The sequence below is a fragment of the Microbacterium sp. CGR1 genome, assembly GCF_051062835.1.
Lineage (GTDB): Bacteria > Actinomycetota > Actinomycetes > Actinomycetales > Microbacteriaceae > Microbacterium.
The window spans coordinates 804,331-822,767 of record NZ_JAOTPG010000001.1 but is presented as its reverse complement, the minus strand read 5'-3'; the positions used below and the strand labels follow the sequence as shown (position 1 = coordinate 822,767).

The window sequence follows — 18,437 nt, the reverse complement described above, 5'->3', positions numbered from 1 at the left end:
TCTACGAGCGAGAGCCGATCACGACTCCTCATGCGTGGCCGGGTCGGCGTCGAAGAGGCGCCCGTCGGGGCGTCCGAGCGCGGTGATCGCCTCGACCTCGGCGGCGGAGAGCACGACCTCGCCGGCCGCGAGGTTCGATGCCTGATGCTCGAGCGTCGACGCCTTGGGGATCGCGACCGTCTCGCGGGCGACGTGCCACGCGAGCACGGTCTGCGCGGGGGAGATTCCGTGCGCGGCGGCGACCTCGCCGATCACTCGCTCCTGGATCAGCTCCTTCGCTCGGCCCAGCGGGCTCCAGGCCTCGGTGATGATCCCGTGTTCGCGGTGATACGCGAGCTGCTCGTCCTGCGGGAAGTACGGGTGGACCTCGATCTGGTTCACGACCGGGCGCACTCCGGTCTCGCGTTCGATGCGCTCCAGATGCTCGGGGAGGAAGTTCGAGACGCCGATCTGAGTGACCGTCCCGCGCTGCTGTGCCTCGACCAGCGCCTCCCAGGCCTGCACGTACTCGTCCTGGCGAGGGTTCGGCCAGTGGATCAGGTGCAGATCGATCGCGTCGACGCCGAGACGCGAGCGGCTCTCCTCGATGCTCGTGCGCGCCTTCTCGCGCGGGTGATGGCGACCGGGGAGTTTCGTCGTGATGATGATCTCCGCACGGTCGACCTCGGCCGCGCGCACTCCGCGGCCGACGGATCCCTCGTTCTCGTAGTTGAAGGCCGAATCGAGAAGGCGGTAGCCCGCACCGATCGCCGTGGCCACGGAGTCTGCCCCCGCATCGCCGTTGAGGGCGTAGGTGCCGAAGCCGAGCGCGGGAAGAGCGAAGCCGTTATGTGCGGTGAACCGAGGAAGAGCCGTCATGCCGCCAGCGTACGCTTGTGGCATGACGGGAGCGCGAAGTATGGCGGTCGATGACGGCGGTGTCCCGGGTGACGCGAGCCGGTGTCCGTGCGGGTCGGGTGACGTCTTCGGCGGATGCTGCGGGCCGCTGCTCGCCGGGTCTTCCGCCCCGACGGCCGAGCGTCTGATGCGGTCGCGATTCACGGCCTTCGCGCTGCACGATGCGTCGTATCTCCGTGCCAGTTGGCATCCGTCGACACGCCCGGCGACGATCGACGTCGACGACGACCTGGTCTGGACGCGGCTCGTGATCGTCGATCGTGTCGCAGGCGGCCCCTTCGACCGCGAGGGCGTCGTCGAGTTCGAGGCGTTCTTCCGAGAGGGCGCGGAGCGCGGTTCGCTGCGTGAGCGCAGCCGCTTCGTGCGGGAGGGGCGATCGTGGCTGTACCTCGACGGGCAGGTCGGGTGATGCACGCGACCGGGCAGCGACTAGATTTGAGAGTGTGAACGCCAGCCCAGAACACCAGCGCATCCTGCTCGACGTCGCCGACCTGGACCGGCGCATCGCGCAGGCGGAGCGCGCACGCACCAAACCCGCGCAGGCGGCTCGGATCACCGAACTCGTCGCCATCCGCCAGGAGCAGCTCCGCGAGCTGACCAGCCTGACCGGCACGCGTGACGACGTCCGCACCGAGCTGACTCGACTCGAGTCCGACGTCAAGCTCGTCGAGCAGCGCCGCGCCCGCGACGCGGACCGTCTCGCCGTCGCGACCAACCCCAAGGACGCGCAGGCGCTCGAGCACGAGATCGCCAGCCTCACGAAGCGTCAGAGCGACCTCGAGGACATCGAGCTCGACGTGATGGGACGGGTCGAGGATGCCGATGCGGCAGTCGCCGCCCAGCAGGCGCTGCTCGCGACGACCACTGCCGAGGGCTCGGAACTCACCGCGCAGGCCAAGGCCGACGTCGCGGCGGCCACCGAGCTCGGTGCCCAGCTGACGCGCGACCGTGAGGCCGTGACAGCGGTTCTCCCCGCACCGCTGCTCGCCGAATACACGCGCCGTGCCGCCAACAGCGCGGGCGCCGCTCGTCTCTCGCGCGGCACTTGCGAGGGCTGCCGCATGCTTCTTCCCGGCACCGACCTGAACGACATCCGCAACGCGGCGGACGACCTCGTGGTCTCGTGCCCCGAGTGCGGCTGCATTCTCGTCCGCACAGAGGAATCCGGGCTGTGATCTCCGCGCCGCGTGCGCGCCGGCGGTGAGCTCGCGGCAGCAGACCGAACGCCGTGTCGCGTTGCTGGCCCGGGCCGGCGGGTACACGGCGGTGGAACTCGCCGCAGACGATTCCGAGGCCGGACGAGTCGAGCTCACCGCTGCCGAGATGCCGGCGTGGGTGTCTGAGCAGGAGGCGTCGAACGCGCCGCGCTGGGTGATCCGCAGCGCGCGGGAGATCTATCCCGCGCTGCTCGATGCGGGTGTGCTGCTCGGCCGCTCGCATGACCTGCTGCTCTGCCACGCCATCCTCCGCGACACCGACAAGGTGGCGAGGCCGCTCGCGCCCTCCCCATCGTGGGTGCGACGTGAACCCGTCGACGAAGCGCCGGCTCTCTTCGACGTCGTCGAGGAGAGCGAATCCGGCGACCCCGTGGGCGACGCGCTCGAGCAGTATCGAGAGCAGCGCCGCGTGCTCCGAGACGGCAAGGACGGGCGGCTGACGCTGCTCACCTCCGCGGAATCGGCGGGGGGACTGATCGCTGAGGAGATGCGGGCCGCGGGAGTACCGTGGAACGAGGCGGTGCACGACGCGATCCTCACCGAGATTCTCGGCACGCGCCCCGCCGCAGGGGGTCTGCCCAGCCGGATGGTGGCGCAGGGTGAGCGGGTGCGTGCCATCCTCAGCGACCCGACGTTGAACCTCGAGAGCCAGCCGAAGCTCCTCCGTGCACTGCACCGGGTGGGGGTGCAGGTCGAGTCCACCGGCCGATGGGAGCTCGGCCAGCACAGCCACGCGGTCGTCGAACCTCTGCTGGCGTACAAGAAGCTGTCGCGCCTGCTCAGCGCCAACGGGTGGGCGTGGCTCGCCGAGTGGGTGCACGAGGGGCGCTTCCGACCGATCTACATCACCGGCGGCGTCGTGACCGGACGCTGGGCGTCCGCGGGCGGCGGTGCACTCCAGCTGCCGCGCAACCTGCGCGCGGCCGTGCGTGCGGACGAGGGGTGGACGCTCGTCGTCGCCGACGTCGCGCAGCTGGAACCGCGGATGCTGGCGGGCATGGCGGGCGACCGGGCGATGGCCAAGGCCGCCCAGGGCAAAGACCTCTATGCCGGCGTCGTGGAGTCCGGGGCCGTCGCCACCCGCGAAGAGGCGAAGTACGCGGTGCTCGGCGCGATGTACGGAGCGACCACCGGCGACAGCGGCCGCCTCGTTCCACGGCTGCGCAAGGTGTATCCACGGGCGATGGCACTCGTCGACAAGGCCGCGCGCTTCGGAGAGGACGGGGGAGTCGTCTCGACCTGGCTCGGACGCTCCTCTCCTCGTCCATCCACCGAGTGGGAGGAGATGCAAGCGCGGGCGAGCGATGCCGACGCCGATCCCGCAGACGTCGCCCTCGCGCGGCGACGAGCGAGGGACTGGGGCCGGTTCACCCGCAACTTCGTGGTGCAGGGGACGGCTGCGGAGTGGTCGCTGATCTGGCTGGCCGAGATCAGGCACCGCCTGCAGGCGCTGCCCGATGCGGAACGGCCGGCGACGGCATCCGGAGTATTCCGCTCCCGCGCGCACCTCGCCTTCTTCCTGCACGACGAGGTGATCCTGCATGTTCCGGCCGATCAGGCGGAGGCGGCGGCGGATGCCGTTCGCGACGCCGCAGCGGTCGCGACCCGGCGGCTCTTCGGCGGCTTTCCGATCGACGTGCCGCTGGATCTGCGCATCGCGGAGTCGGCCGAGAAGTAGTCGCGCGCCGACGTAGACTGGGAGAGCGAATGGGTCGGCTGGACGGCCGCGTGGCGGGCAACCGCACCGAGGAACGTCCGGGCTCCTCAGGGCAGGACGGTGGGTAACGCCCACCCGGAGCAATCCGCGAGAAAGTGCCACAGAGAGCAGACCGCCCCGCAAGGGGTAAGGGTGAAAGGGTGGTGTAAGAGACCACCGGGGGCCATGGTGACATGGCCCGCCAGGTAAACCTCGTCCGGAGCAAGGTCAGACAGAGGATGTTGACGCGGCTCGCCGAGTCCTCGGGTAGACCGCTAGAGTGCCACGGCAACGTGTCGCCGAGAGAGATGGCCGTCGAAGGGGCGAAGAACCCCGGAACAGAACCCGGCGTACAGGTCGGCCCATTCGCCCAGACATGCAGAAGGCCCCGCTGATCCAGCGGGGCCTTCTCTGTGGTGTCGAAGGAGTGTGATCAGTCGCCGGCGAGGGACGCCGCGCCGATGATGCCCGAGTTGTTGCGGTGGATCGCCGGGACGATCGGGGTCTTGAGGTCGAGCAGTGGCAGGAAGTCTCCTGCGTTCTTCGACACGCCGCCGCCGACCACGAACAGGTCGGGGCTGAACAGGAACTCGATGTGCGAGTAGAACGCCTGCAGACGCTCGGCCCAGTCGGCCCAGCTGAGACCTTCACGCTCGCGTGCCGAGGTCGCCGCGAACGTCTCGACCGACTCGTACTTGCCGAAGTTCAGGTGGCCGAGCTCGGTGTTCGGAAGAAGAACGCCGTCGTAGAGGAAGGCCGATCCGATGCCCGTGCCGAGGGTCGTGAGGAGGGTGAAGCCGCGCACGTCGCGCGCCGCGCCGTGGCGAGCCTCGGCGACGCCGGCGGCATCCGCGTCGTTCACGAAGACGATGTTGCGCCCGAGACCGTCGCGGAAGAACCGCTCGGCGTCGAAGTCGATCCACTCCTTCGAGACGTTGGCGGCCGAGAGCGTCTTGCCGCGCTTGACGATCGCCGGGAACGCCACGCCGAGGGGGAGAGTCGTGTCCTTCACGTCGAGCGTCTTCAGAACCGTCTGCACGGCCTGCAGGACGTCCTGCGGTGATGCGCCCTCAGGAGTGGGCACACGCACCCTGTCCGAGGCCATGGTGCCGTGCTCGAGGTCGACCAGACCTGCCTTGATACCCGTGCCGCCGATGTCGACGCCGATCGCTTTTGCCATGGTGGTTAGCTTAGCGACCGCGCTCAGCGCCAGTAGGATCGATGACACCACGTGATGAAGGGGATCTGCCATGTCGAACGGCGATGAGAAGTACTGGTACAACCTGGAGACCGGTCAGGTGGAGTTCGGCATGATCTCCGCATCCGCCGATCGTGTCGGGCCCTTCGACACGGAGGCCGAGGCCTCCCGTGCTCCTGAGAAGCTCAAGGAGCGCTCGCGCGCCTGGGCCGACGAGGAAGCAGCCGAGAGCGGCTGGGACTCCGGCATCGGCAAGGGCGCAGAGTAACCGTGGACAAGCAGAGGGATTTCGTCCTCCGGACGATCGAGGAGCGCGGCGTCAAGTTCGTGCGTCTGTGGTTCACCGATGTCATCGGCACGCTCAAGTCGGTCGCGATCGCTCCGGCCGAGGTCGAGGGAGCATTCGCCGAGGGGATCGGCTTCGACGGCTCTGCGATCGAGGGCCTCACCCGCAGCTACGAGTCCGACCTGCTGGCGCAGCCCGACCCCACCACTTTCCAGACCCTGCCGTGGCGCGGCGAGATCGACCCCACCGCGCGCATGTTCTGCGACATCACCACGCCCGACGGTCGTCCGGCGGTCTCCGACCCCCGCCACGTCCTCAAGCGCACGCTCGCCAAGGCGGCGGACGCCGGGTTCACGTTCTACACGCATCCCGAGATCGAGTTCTACCTGCTGAAGTCCTCGTCGTTCGGCCCTGAGGGGCCCGTGCCCGTCGACTCGGCCGGCTACTTCGACAACGTCCCCGGCGGCACGGCGCACGACTTCCGTCGTCGCTCGGTGCGGATGCTCGAGGACCTCGGCATCTCGGTCGAGTTCAGCCACCACGAGGGCGGCCCCGGCCAGAACGAGATCGATCTCCGTTACGCGGACGCGCTGACCATGGCCGACAACGTGATGACGTTCCGCACCGTCATCAAAGAGGTCGCGATCGAGCAGGGCGTCTACGCGACGTTCATGCCGAAGCCGCTGAGCGGTCACCCGGGAAGCGGCATGCACACTCACATGTCGCTGTTCGAGGGCGAGCGCAACGCGTTCTACGAAGAGGGCGCCAAGTACCAGCTCTCGAAGACCGGACGACACTTCATCGCGGGCCTCCTGCGGCACGCCAACGAGATGGCCGCGGTGACGAACCAGTTCGTGAACTCCTACAAGCGTCTCTGGGGCGGCGACGAGGCCCCGAGCTTCGTGACGTGGGGCCACAACAACCGCTCGGCTCTCGTACGCGTACCGATGTACAAGCCGAACAAGGGTGGCTCGTCTCGCGTCGAGTACCGCGCGCTCGACTCCGCGGCCAACCCCTACCTCGCCTACGCGCTCATGCTCGCGGCCGGCCTCAAGGGCATCGAGGAGGAGTACGAACTGCCTCCCGAGGCCGAGGACAACGTGTGGTCGCTCAGCGACGCCGAGCGACGCGCTCTGGGCTACTCGGCGCTGCCGGCGAGCCTCGACCACGCGCTGGAGTACATGGAGAGCTCCGAGCTCGTCGCCGAGACCCTCGGCGAATCGGTCTTCAACTACGTGCTGCTCAACAAGCGCAAGGAGTGGGAGGCCTACCGTGGCCAGGTCACGCCGCTGGAGCTGAAGAACAACCTCGAGCTGCTCTGAGCGTCGCGCATGGCCCGTTCGGACGACTCCGTCTCTCTCTCCGCGCTGGCCAGGCTCGGTTTCGCCGAGCTCAGCGAGGCTGCCGCCAACCTCGCTGAGCTGGCGACCCTTCTGGGGGTCGAGAGATCACTCCTCCTCGGTGAGGCCGACGGCGCCGACCCCGATGCCGCGGTCGAGGGGATGCTGCGCGTGGCGCGCCGCGATCCGGCCCCGCTCGCCACATTGTTCGGCGATGCGGTGTCGCGTCGACGGGTCTGGCGGGTGTTCGGCGCATCGCAGGGTTTCGCGGACTTCTTCCTGAGGCACCCGGATGAGATCACGGTGCTGGGAGAGGTGTCGAGCGAGCTGCCTTCGGCACACGAGCTACGCGAGCGGCTGCTGGACGCGGTGGGGGCGCGGGACGGTTTCGCCGAGTCCGCGGGCGATGCGGCGGTGGTGGCCTTGCGCGTCGCCTACCGGCGCAATCTCGCCGAGATCGCCGCGTTCGACCTCACAGCGCACAGCCCCGTGCGCATTGTGGGTGACGTCGCAGCGGCGCTGGCCGACATCGCGGGAGCAGCGCTCGAGGCCGCACTCGCGATCGCCCGTCGGCGGCTCGCCGACACCCTGAGTCGGGAGCAGGTCGCGGCGACGCAGCTCGCGATCATCGGCATGGGAAAGGCGGGTGCGCGCGAGCTGAACTACGTCAGCGATGTGGACGTCATCTTCGTCGGCGGCACGACCGACGAAGAGGTCGTGTCCGAGGCGCGGGCGATCGACATCGCGACGCGCCTTGCCCGAGAGACGATGCGCGGGCTCAGCGGGATCGAGGTCGAGCCGCCGCTGTGGGAGGTCGACGCGGCGCTCCGTCCCGAGGGCAAGCAGGGCGCTCTGGTGCGGTCGCTCGCCTCGCACCTCGCGTACTACGACCGCTGGGCCAAGAGCTGGGAGTTCCAGGCCCTGTTGAAGGCACGGCCCCTCGCGGGCGACCCCGACCTCGGTGCGGAGTACATCGCCGCCGTGCAGCCGAAGGTCTTCTCGAGCGCCGCTCGCGAGAACTTCGTCGACAGCGTGCAGCGCATGCGCGAGCGCGTCATGGAGCACATCGATCCGGAGGATGCCCCGTACCAGCTCAAGTTGGGCTCGGGCGGGCTGAGGGACATCGAGTTCACCGTGCAGCTCCTGCAGCTCGTCCACGGCCTCACAGACCCCCGGTTACGGACGAGGGGCACCCTCGAGAGCATCGATGCCCTGGTCGAGGGCGGCTACATCGGCAGGGCCGAGGCCGCGTCGTTCGCCGACGATTACTGCATCCTGCGGTTGATGGAGCACCGTCTTCAGCTGAAGGAGCTCAGTCGTACCCACCTGATGCCGCGAACGCCCGCAGGGCTTCGCGTGCTCGCGCGCAGCACGGGCCTGGGCGAATCGGGAGAGGCGATCTGGGCGCGGTGGGAGAGCGTGCGTCGCGAGGTGCGCGACATCCACACCCGGCTGTTCTACCGCCCCCTGCTCAGCGCCGTGGCCGCACTCCCCGAAGAGGAGCGCACGCTGTCGACGGCGCAGGCGCACGACCGCCTCATGGCGATCGGCTTCCGCGACCCCGCCGGAGCCCTCCGTCACATCGGCGCGCTGACCACCGGCCTCAGCCGGAAGGCGACCATCCAGCGTCACCTGATGCCGGTCATGGTGCGCTGGTTCGCCGACGGCAGTGATCCCGACTACGCCCTCATCGCGTTCCGCCGGATCAGCGAGCGACTTGGCGACACGCCCTGGTTCCTCCGGATGCTCCGCGACTCCTCTGGTGCCGCGGAGAGTCTGACGCGGCTCCTGTCGTCGTCCCGGTACGTCGGCGAGCTCATGGAATGGATCCCCGAATCCGTCGCATGGCTCGACAGCAGCGATCTGCTGCGCCCGCGCAGTGGTGCCGCGATCGACGAGGAGGCGCGGGCGATCCAGACCCGCCACAAGAGCGTCGGCGATGCTCTGCAGGCTGTCCGCGCTCTCCGTCGCCGCGAGCTGCTGCGCACGGCCATGGGCGGCGTGCTCGATGTGCTCTCGATCGAGCAGGTCGCCACCTCGCTCACCGAGATCACCGACGCCACCATCCAGGCCGCACTCCGTGCCGTGCGCCGTGAGCTCGTCCCGCCGGAGGACGAGGCGCTCGACTTCGCCGTGATCGGCATGGGGCGTTTCGGCGGTGCGGAGCTGGGTTTCGGCTCGGATGCCGACATCCTCTACGTGTACGACGCGAACGGCGTCGACCCGCAGCGTGCCCAGAGTCTCGCCACCCGCATCGTCTCCGGGCTGCGCGAACACCTCACGGATCATCGGGTGCCGTTGGACCTCGATGCGGATCTGCGCCCGGAAGGACGCAATGGGCCCGTCGTGCGAACGATCGACGCCTACGCGGAGTACTACCGGCGCTGGTCGTTGTCGTGGGAGGCGCAGGCACTGTTGCGCGCACGCGGCGTGGCCGGCAGCACGACGCTCATCGAGAAGTTCACCGCCCTCGCCGACAGCATCCGGTATCCCACCGAGATCGATCTGCAGGGCACCAGGGAGATCAAGCGCATCAAGGCCCGCGTCGAGGGGGAGCGGCTGCCCCAGGGCGTCGATCCGCGGCGCCACCTCAAGCTGGGCCCCGGCACTCTGAGCGACGTCGAGTGGTTGGTCCAGCTGCTTCAGCTGCAGCACGCCCACGAGGTGCCCGAGTTGCGCACGACATCGACGCTCGGGGCACTCGAGGCGACAGTCGCCGCGGGGTACGTCCCGGCAGAGTCGGCTGCTCTGCTGCGCGATGCGTGGCTCCTGTCGAGCCGACTGCGTTCGGCGATCACGCTGTACACGGGCAAGACGAGCGACGTGCTCCCGACCGACCCCCGCGAGCTCGACGCGATCGGCCGGCTGCTCGGCTACCCCGACCGCTCGGCGAGTGTGCTCGACGACGACTACCTCGGTGTCACTCGTCGTGCGCGGCGGGCGTTCGAGCACCTCTTCTACGGGTAGGTAGTGCGGTGCGAGTCAAGGGCGGGCGCGTCATTTGCTTTTCGCCTGCTCGTCGCTCAGGCTGAGCGCATGACGATCTCGAAGCTCGGTGTGATCTGGAACCCCTCGAAAATCGATGAGGGCAAGCTGCGCGCCGCCGTGTCCGACACATTCACCTCGGACGTCGAGTGGTGGGAGACCAGCGTCGATGACCCGGGTCGCGGAATGGCCACCGAGGCTGTCGAGGCCGGCTGCGACGTCGTCGTCGCGGTCGGGGGCGACGGCACGGTGCGCGCAGTTGCCGAAGCACTCGCAGGCACTGAGACGGCTCTCGGAATCGTCCCGCAGGGCACCGGCAACCTGCTGGCCCGCAACCTCGAGATCCCCCTCAACAACATCCCTGCGGCTCTGAAGCGCGTCCGCGACGGACAACCGCGCAAGATCGACATCGGCTGGGTCGAGCTCGACGGAACCGAACACGGATTCGTCGTGATGGTCGGCTTCGGGATCGACGCGCAGATGCTCGTCGAGACGGACGACGACCTCAAGGACAAGGCGGGCTGGCTCGCCTACGTCGAAGCGATGGGCCGCGCACTCGCCGGCACCGAGATGACTGACATCACGGTGACTCTGGACGATGGCGAGGCTCAGGAGCTGCGCGGTCACACCATGCTGATCGGAAACTGCGGAATGGTGCAGGGCGGCATCCGTCTGCTTCCCGATGCGGTCCTCGACGACGGTCTGCTGGACATTCTGCTGGTGAGCGCCGATGGACCGCTGCAGTGGCTCGACACGGTGCGGACGTTCGTCTGGGAGAACGGCATCCGTCGCATCCTCGGAGGCGTCGACGAAGCTGTCAGCAGCGAGTCCACGCGACACATCTCCGCCGAGAAGGCGACGATCGAGCTGTCGTCGCCACTGGCCTTCGAGATCGACGGCGAAGAGGTCGGCGAGGTCTCGAAGTTCTCGGTGCGGGTTCAGCCCGCGGCACTCATCGTTCGCTGAGCGTCCCTGGGGGCACGACCTTGCGGTCCTGCGTCGGGAAGACGACCTTCTGCACGATGATGATGACGCTGGCCGCGACCGGGATGGCGACCAGTGCGCCCAGGATGCCGCCGAGCGCTCCACCGGCGACCGCCGCGATGACGACGAGGGCGCCGGGCACGGCCACAGCCTTGTTCATGATGCGGGGCGACAGGATGTATGCCTCGATCTGCATGTAGACCAGGTAGTAGATGAAGGCGATCAGTGCGGTGACCGGGCTCACGATGAGACAGATCAGCGAGTTGATGATCGAGGCGCTCAGAGTTCCGACGAGGGGGATCATCGAGCCGATGAAGGCGATCAGGGCGAGTAGCGCCGGCACCGGCGCGCCGATGATGCTCAGCACGATCAGGCTCAGGACGCCGTTGACGAGGGCGAGGCTCGCCTGACCGATCACGTAGCGACCGACAGCACCTGACACATCGTCGAGGAGACCGCTGAACGTGTCGCGCTGGTAGGCGGGGACGAAGCGCGCGGCCACCTTCTTCATGCTGCGCAGCGATGCCATGAAGTACAGCGTGAGGATGAGCACGATAGTCACCCCGGTGAAGCCACCGGCGATGCCGGCGCCGACGGCGAAGACCCCGCCGCCGATGTCTGCCAGGTTGCCCGGATCCTGCAGGAACGACAGGATGCCGTTCGCGGCATCCTCGAAGGTAGAGCCGAACTGGTCGTTGAGGTCCTTGAACCAGTCCGAGGCCATGATGTCCTTGACCATCTGCGGACCGTTCTCGATCAGGTTCGCGACCTGCTCCACGAGGATCGGGACGATCGCGAGGATGATGCCTGCGAACGCGAGCACGACTCCTGCCACCACGATGGCGACGGCTGCGGGCCGGGGGAGCTTGCGCTCGAGGAACGAGACGATCGGATCGAGGCCGAGTGCGAGGAAGATCGCGACTCCGATGTAGACGAGTACCGTCGCGAGCTGATTGACGATGCCGCCGAGCATGAGTGCGACGAGAACGCCGAGTGCTCCGAGCAGGCCGTACATGAACGGATTGATGCGAGCGATGGCGGCGGCGGCGGTCTTCGGCTGCGCCGGGGGAGTCTCGGTCGTGTGCCTGAGCTGATGCTTCTCGGTCTTCCGGCGCATGGCGTCGTCCCCTCTGTAGTTTCCGACCTCTCAGTGCACCACCCGTAGCCCTTCGACGCAAGCGCGACACGGTCGCCGGAGGTCGCGACGTCGACGGGAACAGCGGCGGACACCCGAACAGGCGTGGTCGCGAGGGCGTCGATGAGAGTCTTACGCGGCGCCGGGCGTCGGATCCGGAGGACGCGGCACGGTCGGTGCCGTCTCCGAAGGAGCGATCGGGGCGGCAGCTGCGTCGTCGGCGTCAGCAGGCGCATCCCTCGTCGTGCCGTGGAGTGCTGCGTCCAGTCTCGCGGCCTTCTCGGCGACGAAACGCGGCTGCCGGCGTCGGCCCACGAAGACGCCGAGCAGGACGACACCCAGCGTGAGCACGTGGAGAAGCATCGCTGCGAGATAGTACGGGATCAGATCCGCAGCGCCGATCGATGTGAGGGTGACCGCGAGGATCACGACACGAGCGGCGAGCATTCCCACGACGGCCAGCGTCGCCATCGCGTAGGGGTTGGTACCCAGGTAATGACCCGCGTACATGGCCATCACGAAGGCGCCCGCGTAGGTCACGAGCATCGCGATCCAGGACAGCGCTTCGATCCCGGCCACGGCAGCGGCGCTCCCGAAGATCGCACCGGTGAGCGAATCCCACGCAAGCAGACCCACAGCCAGGATCACGACCACGAGAGCGACGGGGCGTCGCAGCTCGCCGTCCCTCAGCCGAGCGAGGTCGGCGGCCCTGTCGCGATTCTTCCGGCTCCGATAGAGGCCGATGCCCGCAGGGATCGCGCCCGTCGCGCTGACCAGAGTGCCCGATATCTCCGGTGACACGGCGGCGAACGAGCAGGCGAGGCCGACGACTACCGCCGCGATCACCGCGACGAGGGCGAGCTGATTGGCCGCTGCTTGCGAGGACGTCACTGTCACTCATTGCTATCACCCCCAGTGATGATCAGTCGTGCTCGCGCTGTCGAGGCGTCTTGTCAAGAACCGATATTCCGCAGGTTCGGCGGATCTTGACGCGCGATGCGAGGAGGAGGACCATGGGGCGCACAGCCAAGCTGTTCGGGTGGACAAGGGTCTGGGGGCCTCGTCACTTGGTGTCTCAGCGAGGAGAGATCATGGGCGGACAGCACAGCACGGATGTGGTCAACAGCGTCATGGACGGTGAGATCATCGATCGGATACCGATCCCTGCACCACGGGAGGCGCGTGAGCGGCTGGGCTTCGAGGACACCGTCGCATGGCTCCGCGACGACACGAAGACACAGTCGCCCGTCAGCTTGCTGGGGCGCGTCTACTACAAGTTCGAGGGTGACGAGGAACTGCGAAGTCACGCCTACAGCATGGAGCTCGAGATCGATCCGGAGTCGGTGCTGAAGAAGCCGGTCACCCGGCAGGAGCTCCTCGTCAATCACGAGACCGCTGCCGAGGCGGGTTTCCTCTCCTTCGTGTCCGCGAAGGTCGGCGCGACCGAGATGCTCGAGATGAGGGTCGTCGACAATGCCGCGGCATCGGCGAGAGTCGTCGGCACGCAGTGGATGGGGGAACTGGACAAGTGGTTCGCGCGGCAGAAGAAGCAGCCCATCGCCGGGGGGGGAGAAAGCTGCTCTTCTGCGCAGTCGTCACCGGCGTCGTCCAGAAGTACGTCTCCACGAAGCGATTCAGTGAATTCGAAGCGTCGGGCAAGGGCGGGGGATACGGCGTCAACGTGGGCGGACGGCTGTACGTGAGTTCATCGGGGTTCGAGTTGGACATCGTTCATGGGCTGTCGCTGCAGGACCTGTTGCCGTTCATCCAGTCCGCGGACGACGTCGACGAAGACGCGGTCGAGATGGCACGAAAAGCGGCGGAGGGCAGCATCGACCTCGACGTCGATCTGAAGGACTTCGGTGTCACCCCCGGTCCCGTCGTATCGAGGATGTTCGAAGACGAGGTACTGGCGGCACCGAGCTTCGAGTTCTGAGCCGTCGGTCGCGCGAGGTCTCGACAGTCTAGAGGTCGACAGATCGAGCACGCGCTGGGATCGTGTGAGCATGGAGACTCTCACTCTCAGACGCTGGTCCGCCGGGGATCTCGACCTGCTCCGACTCGCGAACACCGCCGAGATGACCGCGCACCTGAATGGCGTCGAGACCGAGCAGCAGCTCATCGACCGCAGTGAGCGCTATCTGCGGCTGTGGAGAGCAGGTGAGGCCCGGATGTTCGTCGTCGAAGACGAGCATGATCGCCCGGTGGGATCGATCGGGTTCTGGTACGCCGACTGGCGCGGAGAGGGGGCTCTCGAAGCCGGGTGGTTCGTCGTGCCCGAAGCGCAGGGCAGGGGAATCGCCTCGGGAGCGCTGCGGCTTCTGATCGACGACGCTCGGGATCACCGTGGCGTGCGACGATTCCTCGTCGCCTTCCCGTCGGTCACCAACCCCGGATCGAACGGCGTCTGCAGACGAGCCGGGTTCGAGCTGGTGGGCACGTTCACCGAGCAGTTCCGCGGTGCCGAACTGGTGATGAACGAATGGGTACTCGACCTCAGGAAGTCCAGTAGTTCTTCCTGACCGATACGCCGGTCAGCGTGACGCCGCTGTTGAGGGCCATGACCTGCACGAAGAGGCGCATCGGACCGACCAGTTGATACGACTGGGAATGTTGCCCCTGGGTCGGGCTGCCTGCGGCGGCGGTGGCCCGGATCTCGGTCACCGGCTGGACCTGTGTCGAGACGACAGGCCCCGAGTTGGAGGCGAGCTTCTCCGCGACGAGTCTCACCTGGAGGCCCGTCGTGAGGCCGTTGGCTTTGAGATTGAGGGACACGTCGCCGGTCTCGACGATGCCCACGCCGGCGATCCCGAGGTAGACCTGCCCGTAGGAGACGGCGATGGTGGTCCACGCGTTCGCGGGGAGAGAGACGTTGTTGGCGAAGTCGGTCGACTGATGGGTGGGCACGGGGTCGTCCTCCGGGTAGATGGGTAGGGGGCCCCCTTCGACGAAGTTCTCGAAGTTGACGGTGTTGGTGAACCCCAGCTGGTTCGGCGTGCCGCCGATCCAGAGGGAGACATGGACGTGGGAGCCGTATCCGGTCTCGCTGCCGAAGCCGGACGCGCCCGAGTAGGCGATGATCTGACCTCGGCTGACCCGGGTTCCGTTGGGGACGGAGCTGGAGGTGAGGTGGAGGTATCGGATGTAGTTGCCGTCGTCCGCGCGCAGGGCGATGTACCGCCCGGTGGCAGAGTCCGTCGTGTCCTTGCGGCCGACGATGACGCCGGCGGTCGCTGCACGGATCGGCGTGCCGCGGGGGACCGCGTAGTCGGTTCCGGGTTCTCCCGAAGGGGGCTTCCGATTGCGGTGTCCCGTCCACGTGCTGGAGATGGGGACGTCGCCGCACGGGCGGAGGTAGCTGCCCGCTGCAGACGCGCGCAGGGGCGAGGAGAACATGTCCACGCTGAGCGCGGTCGCTCCGAACGCCAGCCCCGTCGCGAGGAGGACCGTCCGACGCGAGAGACCCCGTCGCGGCTCGCGGTCCGGTGGGGATGCATCCCCGTCGGTGTCGCACATCAGGGATTGGTCCCTTCGTTCTCTCCCCGGATCAGCCTCTGGATCTGCTCCTCCGGCAGGACATCGATCGACCCTGAGGCCATCTCGACCACGGGGGAGTCGGGTGTCCCGCCGATCGTGCACAGCGATCGCGCGTCCAGACCGCCGGTCCGCGCCGGGACGATGACGAGCCATTCCGGAGTCACGGTGCGTCGTTCGATGCGTGTGCTCCCCGCGTCGAAGGTCACATCCGTGCTGAACGTCGAACGCGTCTGGTCGATGCAGATCTGCGCCAACTGGTCACCGGAGAAGTCGCCGAACGCGGGAGGCATGGCTGAGGGGGTCGGTGTCGTGGTGGGGGCGGGGTCGGTGGGTGAGGCGATGGGCGTCGCGGTGGACGTGGGCGCCGGTGCGGCTCCGGGCATTGTCGCGCAGCCGGACACCACGAGTGCGACAGCCATCGCTGCGGTGCTCGCGAGCAGTCGCGAGACGAAGTGGGGACTCATAAGTCCGACGGTACCGCGTGGAGTCCGCCTCGCCCCGGACCGCGGCGCGATGGCGCAAGCGTGTTTCTCGGAGGCGCGTGTGCGGTCAATCGTTCCACGCGCCGGATGTGGCCGGACAGCGAGACGAAAAGCCCCCAGCAGGGTGACCTGCTGGGGGCTTTCTAGATTTCTCTGCGCACTCGACGCGGACGAGACGCGGGAATCCCGCGTCATCCGATCAGACGCCGAAGTACAGCTCGTACTCGAACGGGTGCGGGCGCTGAGCCATCGGCAGGATCTCGTTCTCGTACTTGTAGGAGATCCAGGTCTCGATGAGCTCCTCGGTGAAGACGCCGCCCTCGAGGAGGAACTGGTGGTCTTCCTTCAGAGCCTCGAGCGAATCCAGCAGGGAGTTCGGAACCTGCGGGATGTTCTTGGCCTCCTCGGGGGGAAGCTCGTAAAGGTCCTTGTCGACCGGCTCGTGCGGCTCGATGCGGTTCTTGATGCCGTCGAGGCCGGCCATGAGCTGCGCGGCGAAGGCGAGGTACGGGTTGCCTGATGCGTCGGGCGCACGGAACTCGATGCGCTTGGCCTTGGGGTTCGAGCCCGTGATCGGGATGCGGATCGCAGCCGAGCGGTTTCCTGCCGAGTAGACCAGGTTGACCGGAGCCTCGAAGCCCTTGACCAGACGGTGGTAGCTGTTCAGGGTCGGGTTCGTGAAGGCGAGCACCGCCGGGGCGTGCGCGAGCAGGCCGCCGATGTACCAGCGAGCGATGTCGCTGAGCTGGCCGTAGCCGGCCTCGTCGTAGAACAGCGGCTTGCCGTCGTTCCACAGCGACTGGTGCGTGTGCATGCCCGAGCCGTTGTCGCCGTACAGCGGCTTCGGCATGAAGGTGGCGACCTTGCCCCACTCTTCGGCGGTGTTCTTGACGATGTACTTGAACTTCAGGATGTCGTCCGCCGAGTGCACCATGGTGTCGAAGCGGTAGTTGATCTCCTGCTGGCCGGCGGTGCCGACCTCGTGGTGCGAGCGCTCGAGGATGAACCCGGCGTCGATCAGCTTCAGGGTGATGTCGTCACGCAGGTCAGCGGTCTTGTCGACCGGGCTGACGGGGAAGTAGCCGCCCTTGTACGGGGTCTTGTTGGCGAGGTTTCCGCCTTCTTCCTCACGCCCGGTGTTCCAGGCGGCCTCTTCCGAGTCGACCTTGTAGAAGCTCTCGCCGGCGGTGACCGAGTAGCGGACGTCGTCGAAGATGTAGAACTCGGCCTCGGGGGCGAAGACCGCGGTGTCGGCGATGCCGGTCGAGGCGAGGTACTTCTCCGCCTTCTTGGCGACCTGACGCGGGTCCTTCGAGTAGATCTCACCCGTGCGCGGGTTGTAGATGTCGAAGACCATCACGAGGGTGCTCGCCTCACGGAAGGGGTCGACGTAGGCCGTGGTCACGTCCGGGATGAGCTGCATGTCGGATTCGTGGATGCTCGCGAAGCCTCGGATCGAGGAGCCGTCGAACAGCTGACCGTTGACGAAGAAGTCCTCATCGACGGTGGAGGCGGGGATGTTGAAGTGCTGCTGGACACCGGGGAGATCAGTGAATCGGATGTCAAGGAACTTGACGTCGTTCTCCTGGATGTAGGACAGCACCTCGGACGAATCTTTGAACATGTACGACTCCTGGATTGCGGATCGATGGCTTCACGGCCATTGTGCACAGTACGTGCGGGGCGTTACTCCACGGTATCCGCTTTGTTTCCGGCATGTTACGCGCCGGTAGGCTTGATACGTGACGGACGCTGTGAACACGTACCCCGGAGAACGACTCGGAATGCCGCAGACGGGGACCGGCAGCATCGCCCGCCCCGGCCGGCGGATCGGTGCTCTGCTGATCGACTATCTCGCGGCGACGATCATCGCGACCGGCTTCCTCGGATACGACCAGTTCGCGCTTCCCAGTGAGGCGGGACTCACGCAGTTCGCCCCGATGGCGGTCTTCGCCGTGCTGCAGATCCTGTTCATCCCGACAGCCGGCGGAAGCCCCGGGCACCGAATCCTCGGCATGCGGGTCGTGCGTCTCGACGGCGGATGGGTGGGGCTGTGGCGTCCACTCGTGCGCACGCTGCTTCTCGTGGTCGTGATCCCGGCAGTCATCTGGGATGCCGACCAGCGCGGTCTTCACGACAAGGCAGCGGGGCTCGTGCTCATCCGCGCCTGAGCGCAGTCACTCCTTGCCGCGGTTGCGGCGTCTGGCCTCGCGAGGCGCTCGTCCGCCGAGGAACGACCGGGCCGGATCCACCGTGTACCCCTGGCGCAGGGCTTCGCGGCCGATGAGCATCCGGAATCCCATTTCGTCCCGATTGCTCAGAGTGACCTCCGCGAGCACCTCGCGGTCGTGAAGTCGGATGAGCATCTCGACCACGAGTCGTTCCTGCGCGTGCCCTGACGAGCTGCGGATCGCGCGGCGATCGTGCACAGGGGATTCGACGACCACCGCGTCCTCCTGGCTGTCCTGCCAGGGCTTCACCCGGAAGCGCACCCACGACACGCCGTCGCGCTCGAACTCCTGGATCTCGAATGCGTGCAGCGAGGAGGTTCGCGCACCGGTGTCGATCTTGGCTTTGAGCCAATCGACGCCGAGATCGGGCAGGCTCACCCATTCTCGCCACCCGATAAGAGTGTTTGAATGGGATGACTTACTCACCCGACCATCCTGGCAGGAAATCC

The 18,437-nt window shown here is 67.3% G+C and carries 19 protein-coding genes and 1 other RNA gene; 12 read left to right on the top strand and 8 right to left on the bottom strand.

Features of this window, described 5'->3' with window-relative positions; genetic code table 11:
* Window positions 1-18: 18 nt before the first annotated feature.
* Window positions 19-858: an aldo/keto reductase gene (locus tag OD997_RS03950; RefSeq protein WP_434330436.1), complete on the bottom strand. Its 840-nt coding sequence runs from the start codon at window positions 856-858 to the stop codon at window positions 19-21.
* A 22-nt stretch (window positions 859-880) separates the two neighbouring features.
* On the opposite strand from OD997_RS03950, the gene OD997_RS03945 reads away from it, so the two are divergent.
* The 4 genes from OD997_RS03945 (at window position 881) to rnpB (ending at window position 4,179) form a co-directional block, all read left to right on the top strand.
* Window positions 881-1,306 carry a YchJ family protein gene (locus tag OD997_RS03945; protein WP_434330434.1) on the top strand — a complete coding sequence of 142 codons (426 nt, stop codon included), beginning with the start codon at window positions 881-883 and terminating at the stop codon, window positions 1,304-1,306.
* Between the two features lie 34 nt (window positions 1,307-1,340).
* Window positions 1,341-2,072, top strand: coding sequence for a zinc ribbon domain-containing protein (locus tag OD997_RS03940; protein ID WP_434330433.1), 732 nt, complete (start codon window positions 1,341-1,343; stop codon window positions 2,070-2,072).
* Between the two features lie 25 nt (window positions 2,073-2,097).
* Window positions 2,098-3,792, top strand: coding sequence for a bifunctional 3'-5' exonuclease/DNA polymerase (locus tag OD997_RS03935; protein ID WP_434330431.1), 1,695 nt, complete (start codon window positions 2,098-2,100; stop codon window positions 3,790-3,792).
* Window positions 3,793-3,822: 30 nt separating this feature from the next.
* Window positions 3,823-4,179: RNase P RNA component class A (gene rnpB / locus OD997_RS03930), an RNA gene on the top strand.
* A 64-nt stretch (window positions 4,180-4,243) separates the two neighbouring features.
* Here rnpB and ppgK read toward each other — a convergent pair.
* Window positions 4,244-4,990 carry a polyphosphate--glucose phosphotransferase gene (ppgK, locus tag OD997_RS03925; RefSeq protein WP_434330430.1) on the bottom strand — a complete coding sequence of 249 codons (747 nt, stop codon included), beginning with the start codon at window positions 4,988-4,990 and terminating at the stop codon, window positions 4,244-4,246.
* Between the two features lie 70 nt (window positions 4,991-5,060).
* Here ppgK and OD997_RS03920 point away from each other — a divergent pair, with 70 nt between their 5' ends.
* From OD997_RS03920 to OD997_RS03905, 4 genes are all read left to right on the top strand, one after another.
* Window positions 5,061-5,276 (top strand): SPOR domain-containing protein, encoded by a 216-nt coding sequence (locus tag OD997_RS03920; protein ID WP_241795390.1) that lies wholly within the window; start codon window positions 5,061-5,063, stop codon window positions 5,274-5,276.
* 2 nt (window positions 5,277-5,278) lie between these two features.
* Window positions 5,279-6,616 (top strand): type I glutamate--ammonia ligase, encoded by a 1,338-nt coding sequence (glnA, locus tag OD997_RS03915; protein WP_042541155.1) that lies wholly within the window; start codon window positions 5,279-5,281, stop codon window positions 6,614-6,616.
* A gap of 9 nt (window positions 6,617-6,625) precedes the next feature.
* Complete coding sequence (locus OD997_RS03910) at window positions 6,626-9,601, top strand: bifunctional [glutamine synthetase] adenylyltransferase/[glutamine synthetase]-adenylyl-L-tyrosine phosphorylase (RefSeq protein ID WP_434330429.1); 2,976 nt, start codon at window positions 6,626-6,628, stop codon at window positions 9,599-9,601.
* A gap of 69 nt (window positions 9,602-9,670) precedes the next feature.
* Complete coding sequence (locus OD997_RS03905) at window positions 9,671-10,585, top strand: diacylglycerol/lipid kinase family protein (protein ID WP_434330427.1); 915 nt, start codon at window positions 9,671-9,673, stop codon at window positions 10,583-10,585.
* Here the strand turns inward: OD997_RS03905 and OD997_RS03900 are convergent.
* Both OD997_RS03900 and OD997_RS03895 read right to left on the bottom strand, forming a co-directional pair.
* Complete coding sequence (locus tag OD997_RS03900; RefSeq protein WP_434330426.1) at window positions 10,572-11,720, bottom strand: AI-2E family transporter; 1,149 nt, start codon at window positions 11,718-11,720, stop codon at window positions 10,572-10,574. The two genes, OD997_RS03905 and OD997_RS03900, sit on opposite strands and share 14 nt — an antisense overlap.
* Before the next feature lie 150 nt (window positions 11,721-11,870).
* A complete protein-coding gene (locus tag OD997_RS03895; RefSeq protein ID WP_434330425.1) occupies window positions 11,871-12,629 on the bottom strand; it encodes a hypothetical protein in 759 nt (252 codons plus the stop codon).
* A gap of 95 nt (window positions 12,630-12,724) precedes the next feature.
* On the opposite strand from OD997_RS03895, the gene OD997_RS03890 reads away from it, so the two are divergent.
* From OD997_RS03890 to OD997_RS03880, 3 genes are all read left to right on the top strand, one after another.
* Window positions 12,725-13,441 carry a hypothetical protein gene (locus tag OD997_RS03890; RefSeq protein WP_434330423.1) on the top strand — a complete coding sequence of 239 codons (717 nt, stop codon included), beginning with the start codon at window positions 12,725-12,727 and terminating at the stop codon, window positions 13,439-13,441.
* 17 nt (window positions 13,442-13,458) lie between these two features.
* A complete protein-coding gene (locus OD997_RS03885; protein ID WP_434330422.1) occupies window positions 13,459-13,674 on the top strand; it encodes a hypothetical protein in 216 nt (71 codons plus the stop codon).
* Between the two features lie 70 nt (window positions 13,675-13,744).
* Window positions 13,745-14,260 (top strand): GNAT family N-acetyltransferase, encoded by a 516-nt coding sequence (locus OD997_RS03880; RefSeq protein ID WP_434330421.1) that lies wholly within the window; start codon window positions 13,745-13,747, stop codon window positions 14,258-14,260.
* Here OD997_RS03880 and OD997_RS03875 read toward each other — a convergent pair.
* The 3 genes from OD997_RS03875 to glnA (OD997_RS03865) all read right to left on the bottom strand — a co-directional run bounded on the left by OD997_RS03875 (window position 14,235) and on the right by glnA (OD997_RS03865) (window position 17,381).
* Window positions 14,235-15,254, bottom strand: a complete 1,020-nt coding sequence (locus OD997_RS03875) for a M23 family metallopeptidase (protein WP_434330420.1) — start codon at window positions 15,252-15,254, stop codon at window positions 14,235-14,237. The genes OD997_RS03880 and OD997_RS03875 overlap by 26 nt on opposite strands.
* Window positions 15,254-15,739: a hypothetical protein gene (locus tag OD997_RS03870; RefSeq protein ID WP_434330419.1), complete on the bottom strand. Its 486-nt coding sequence runs from the start codon at window positions 15,737-15,739 to the stop codon at window positions 15,254-15,256. The genes OD997_RS03875 and OD997_RS03870 overlap by 1 nt, the downstream gene beginning before the upstream one ends.
* Before the next feature lie 217 nt (window positions 15,740-15,956).
* Complete coding sequence (gene glnA, locus OD997_RS03865; protein ID WP_434330418.1) at window positions 15,957-17,381, bottom strand: type I glutamate--ammonia ligase; 1,425 nt, start codon at window positions 17,379-17,381, stop codon at window positions 15,957-15,959.
* 160 nt (window positions 17,382-17,541) lie between these two features.
* On the opposite strand from glnA (OD997_RS03865), the gene OD997_RS03860 reads away from it, so the two are divergent.
* Complete coding sequence (locus OD997_RS03860; RefSeq protein ID WP_120493660.1) at window positions 17,542-17,928, top strand: RDD family protein; 387 nt, start codon at window positions 17,542-17,544, stop codon at window positions 17,926-17,928.
* 6 nt (window positions 17,929-17,934) lie between these two features.
* Here OD997_RS03860 and OD997_RS03855 read toward each other — a convergent pair whose 3' ends face one another.
* Window positions 17,935-18,414 (bottom strand): ATP-dependent zinc protease family protein, encoded by a 480-nt coding sequence (locus tag OD997_RS03855; protein ID WP_056307478.1) that lies wholly within the window; start codon window positions 18,412-18,414, stop codon window positions 17,935-17,937.
* Between the last annotated feature and the right edge of the window lie 23 nt (window positions 18,415-18,437).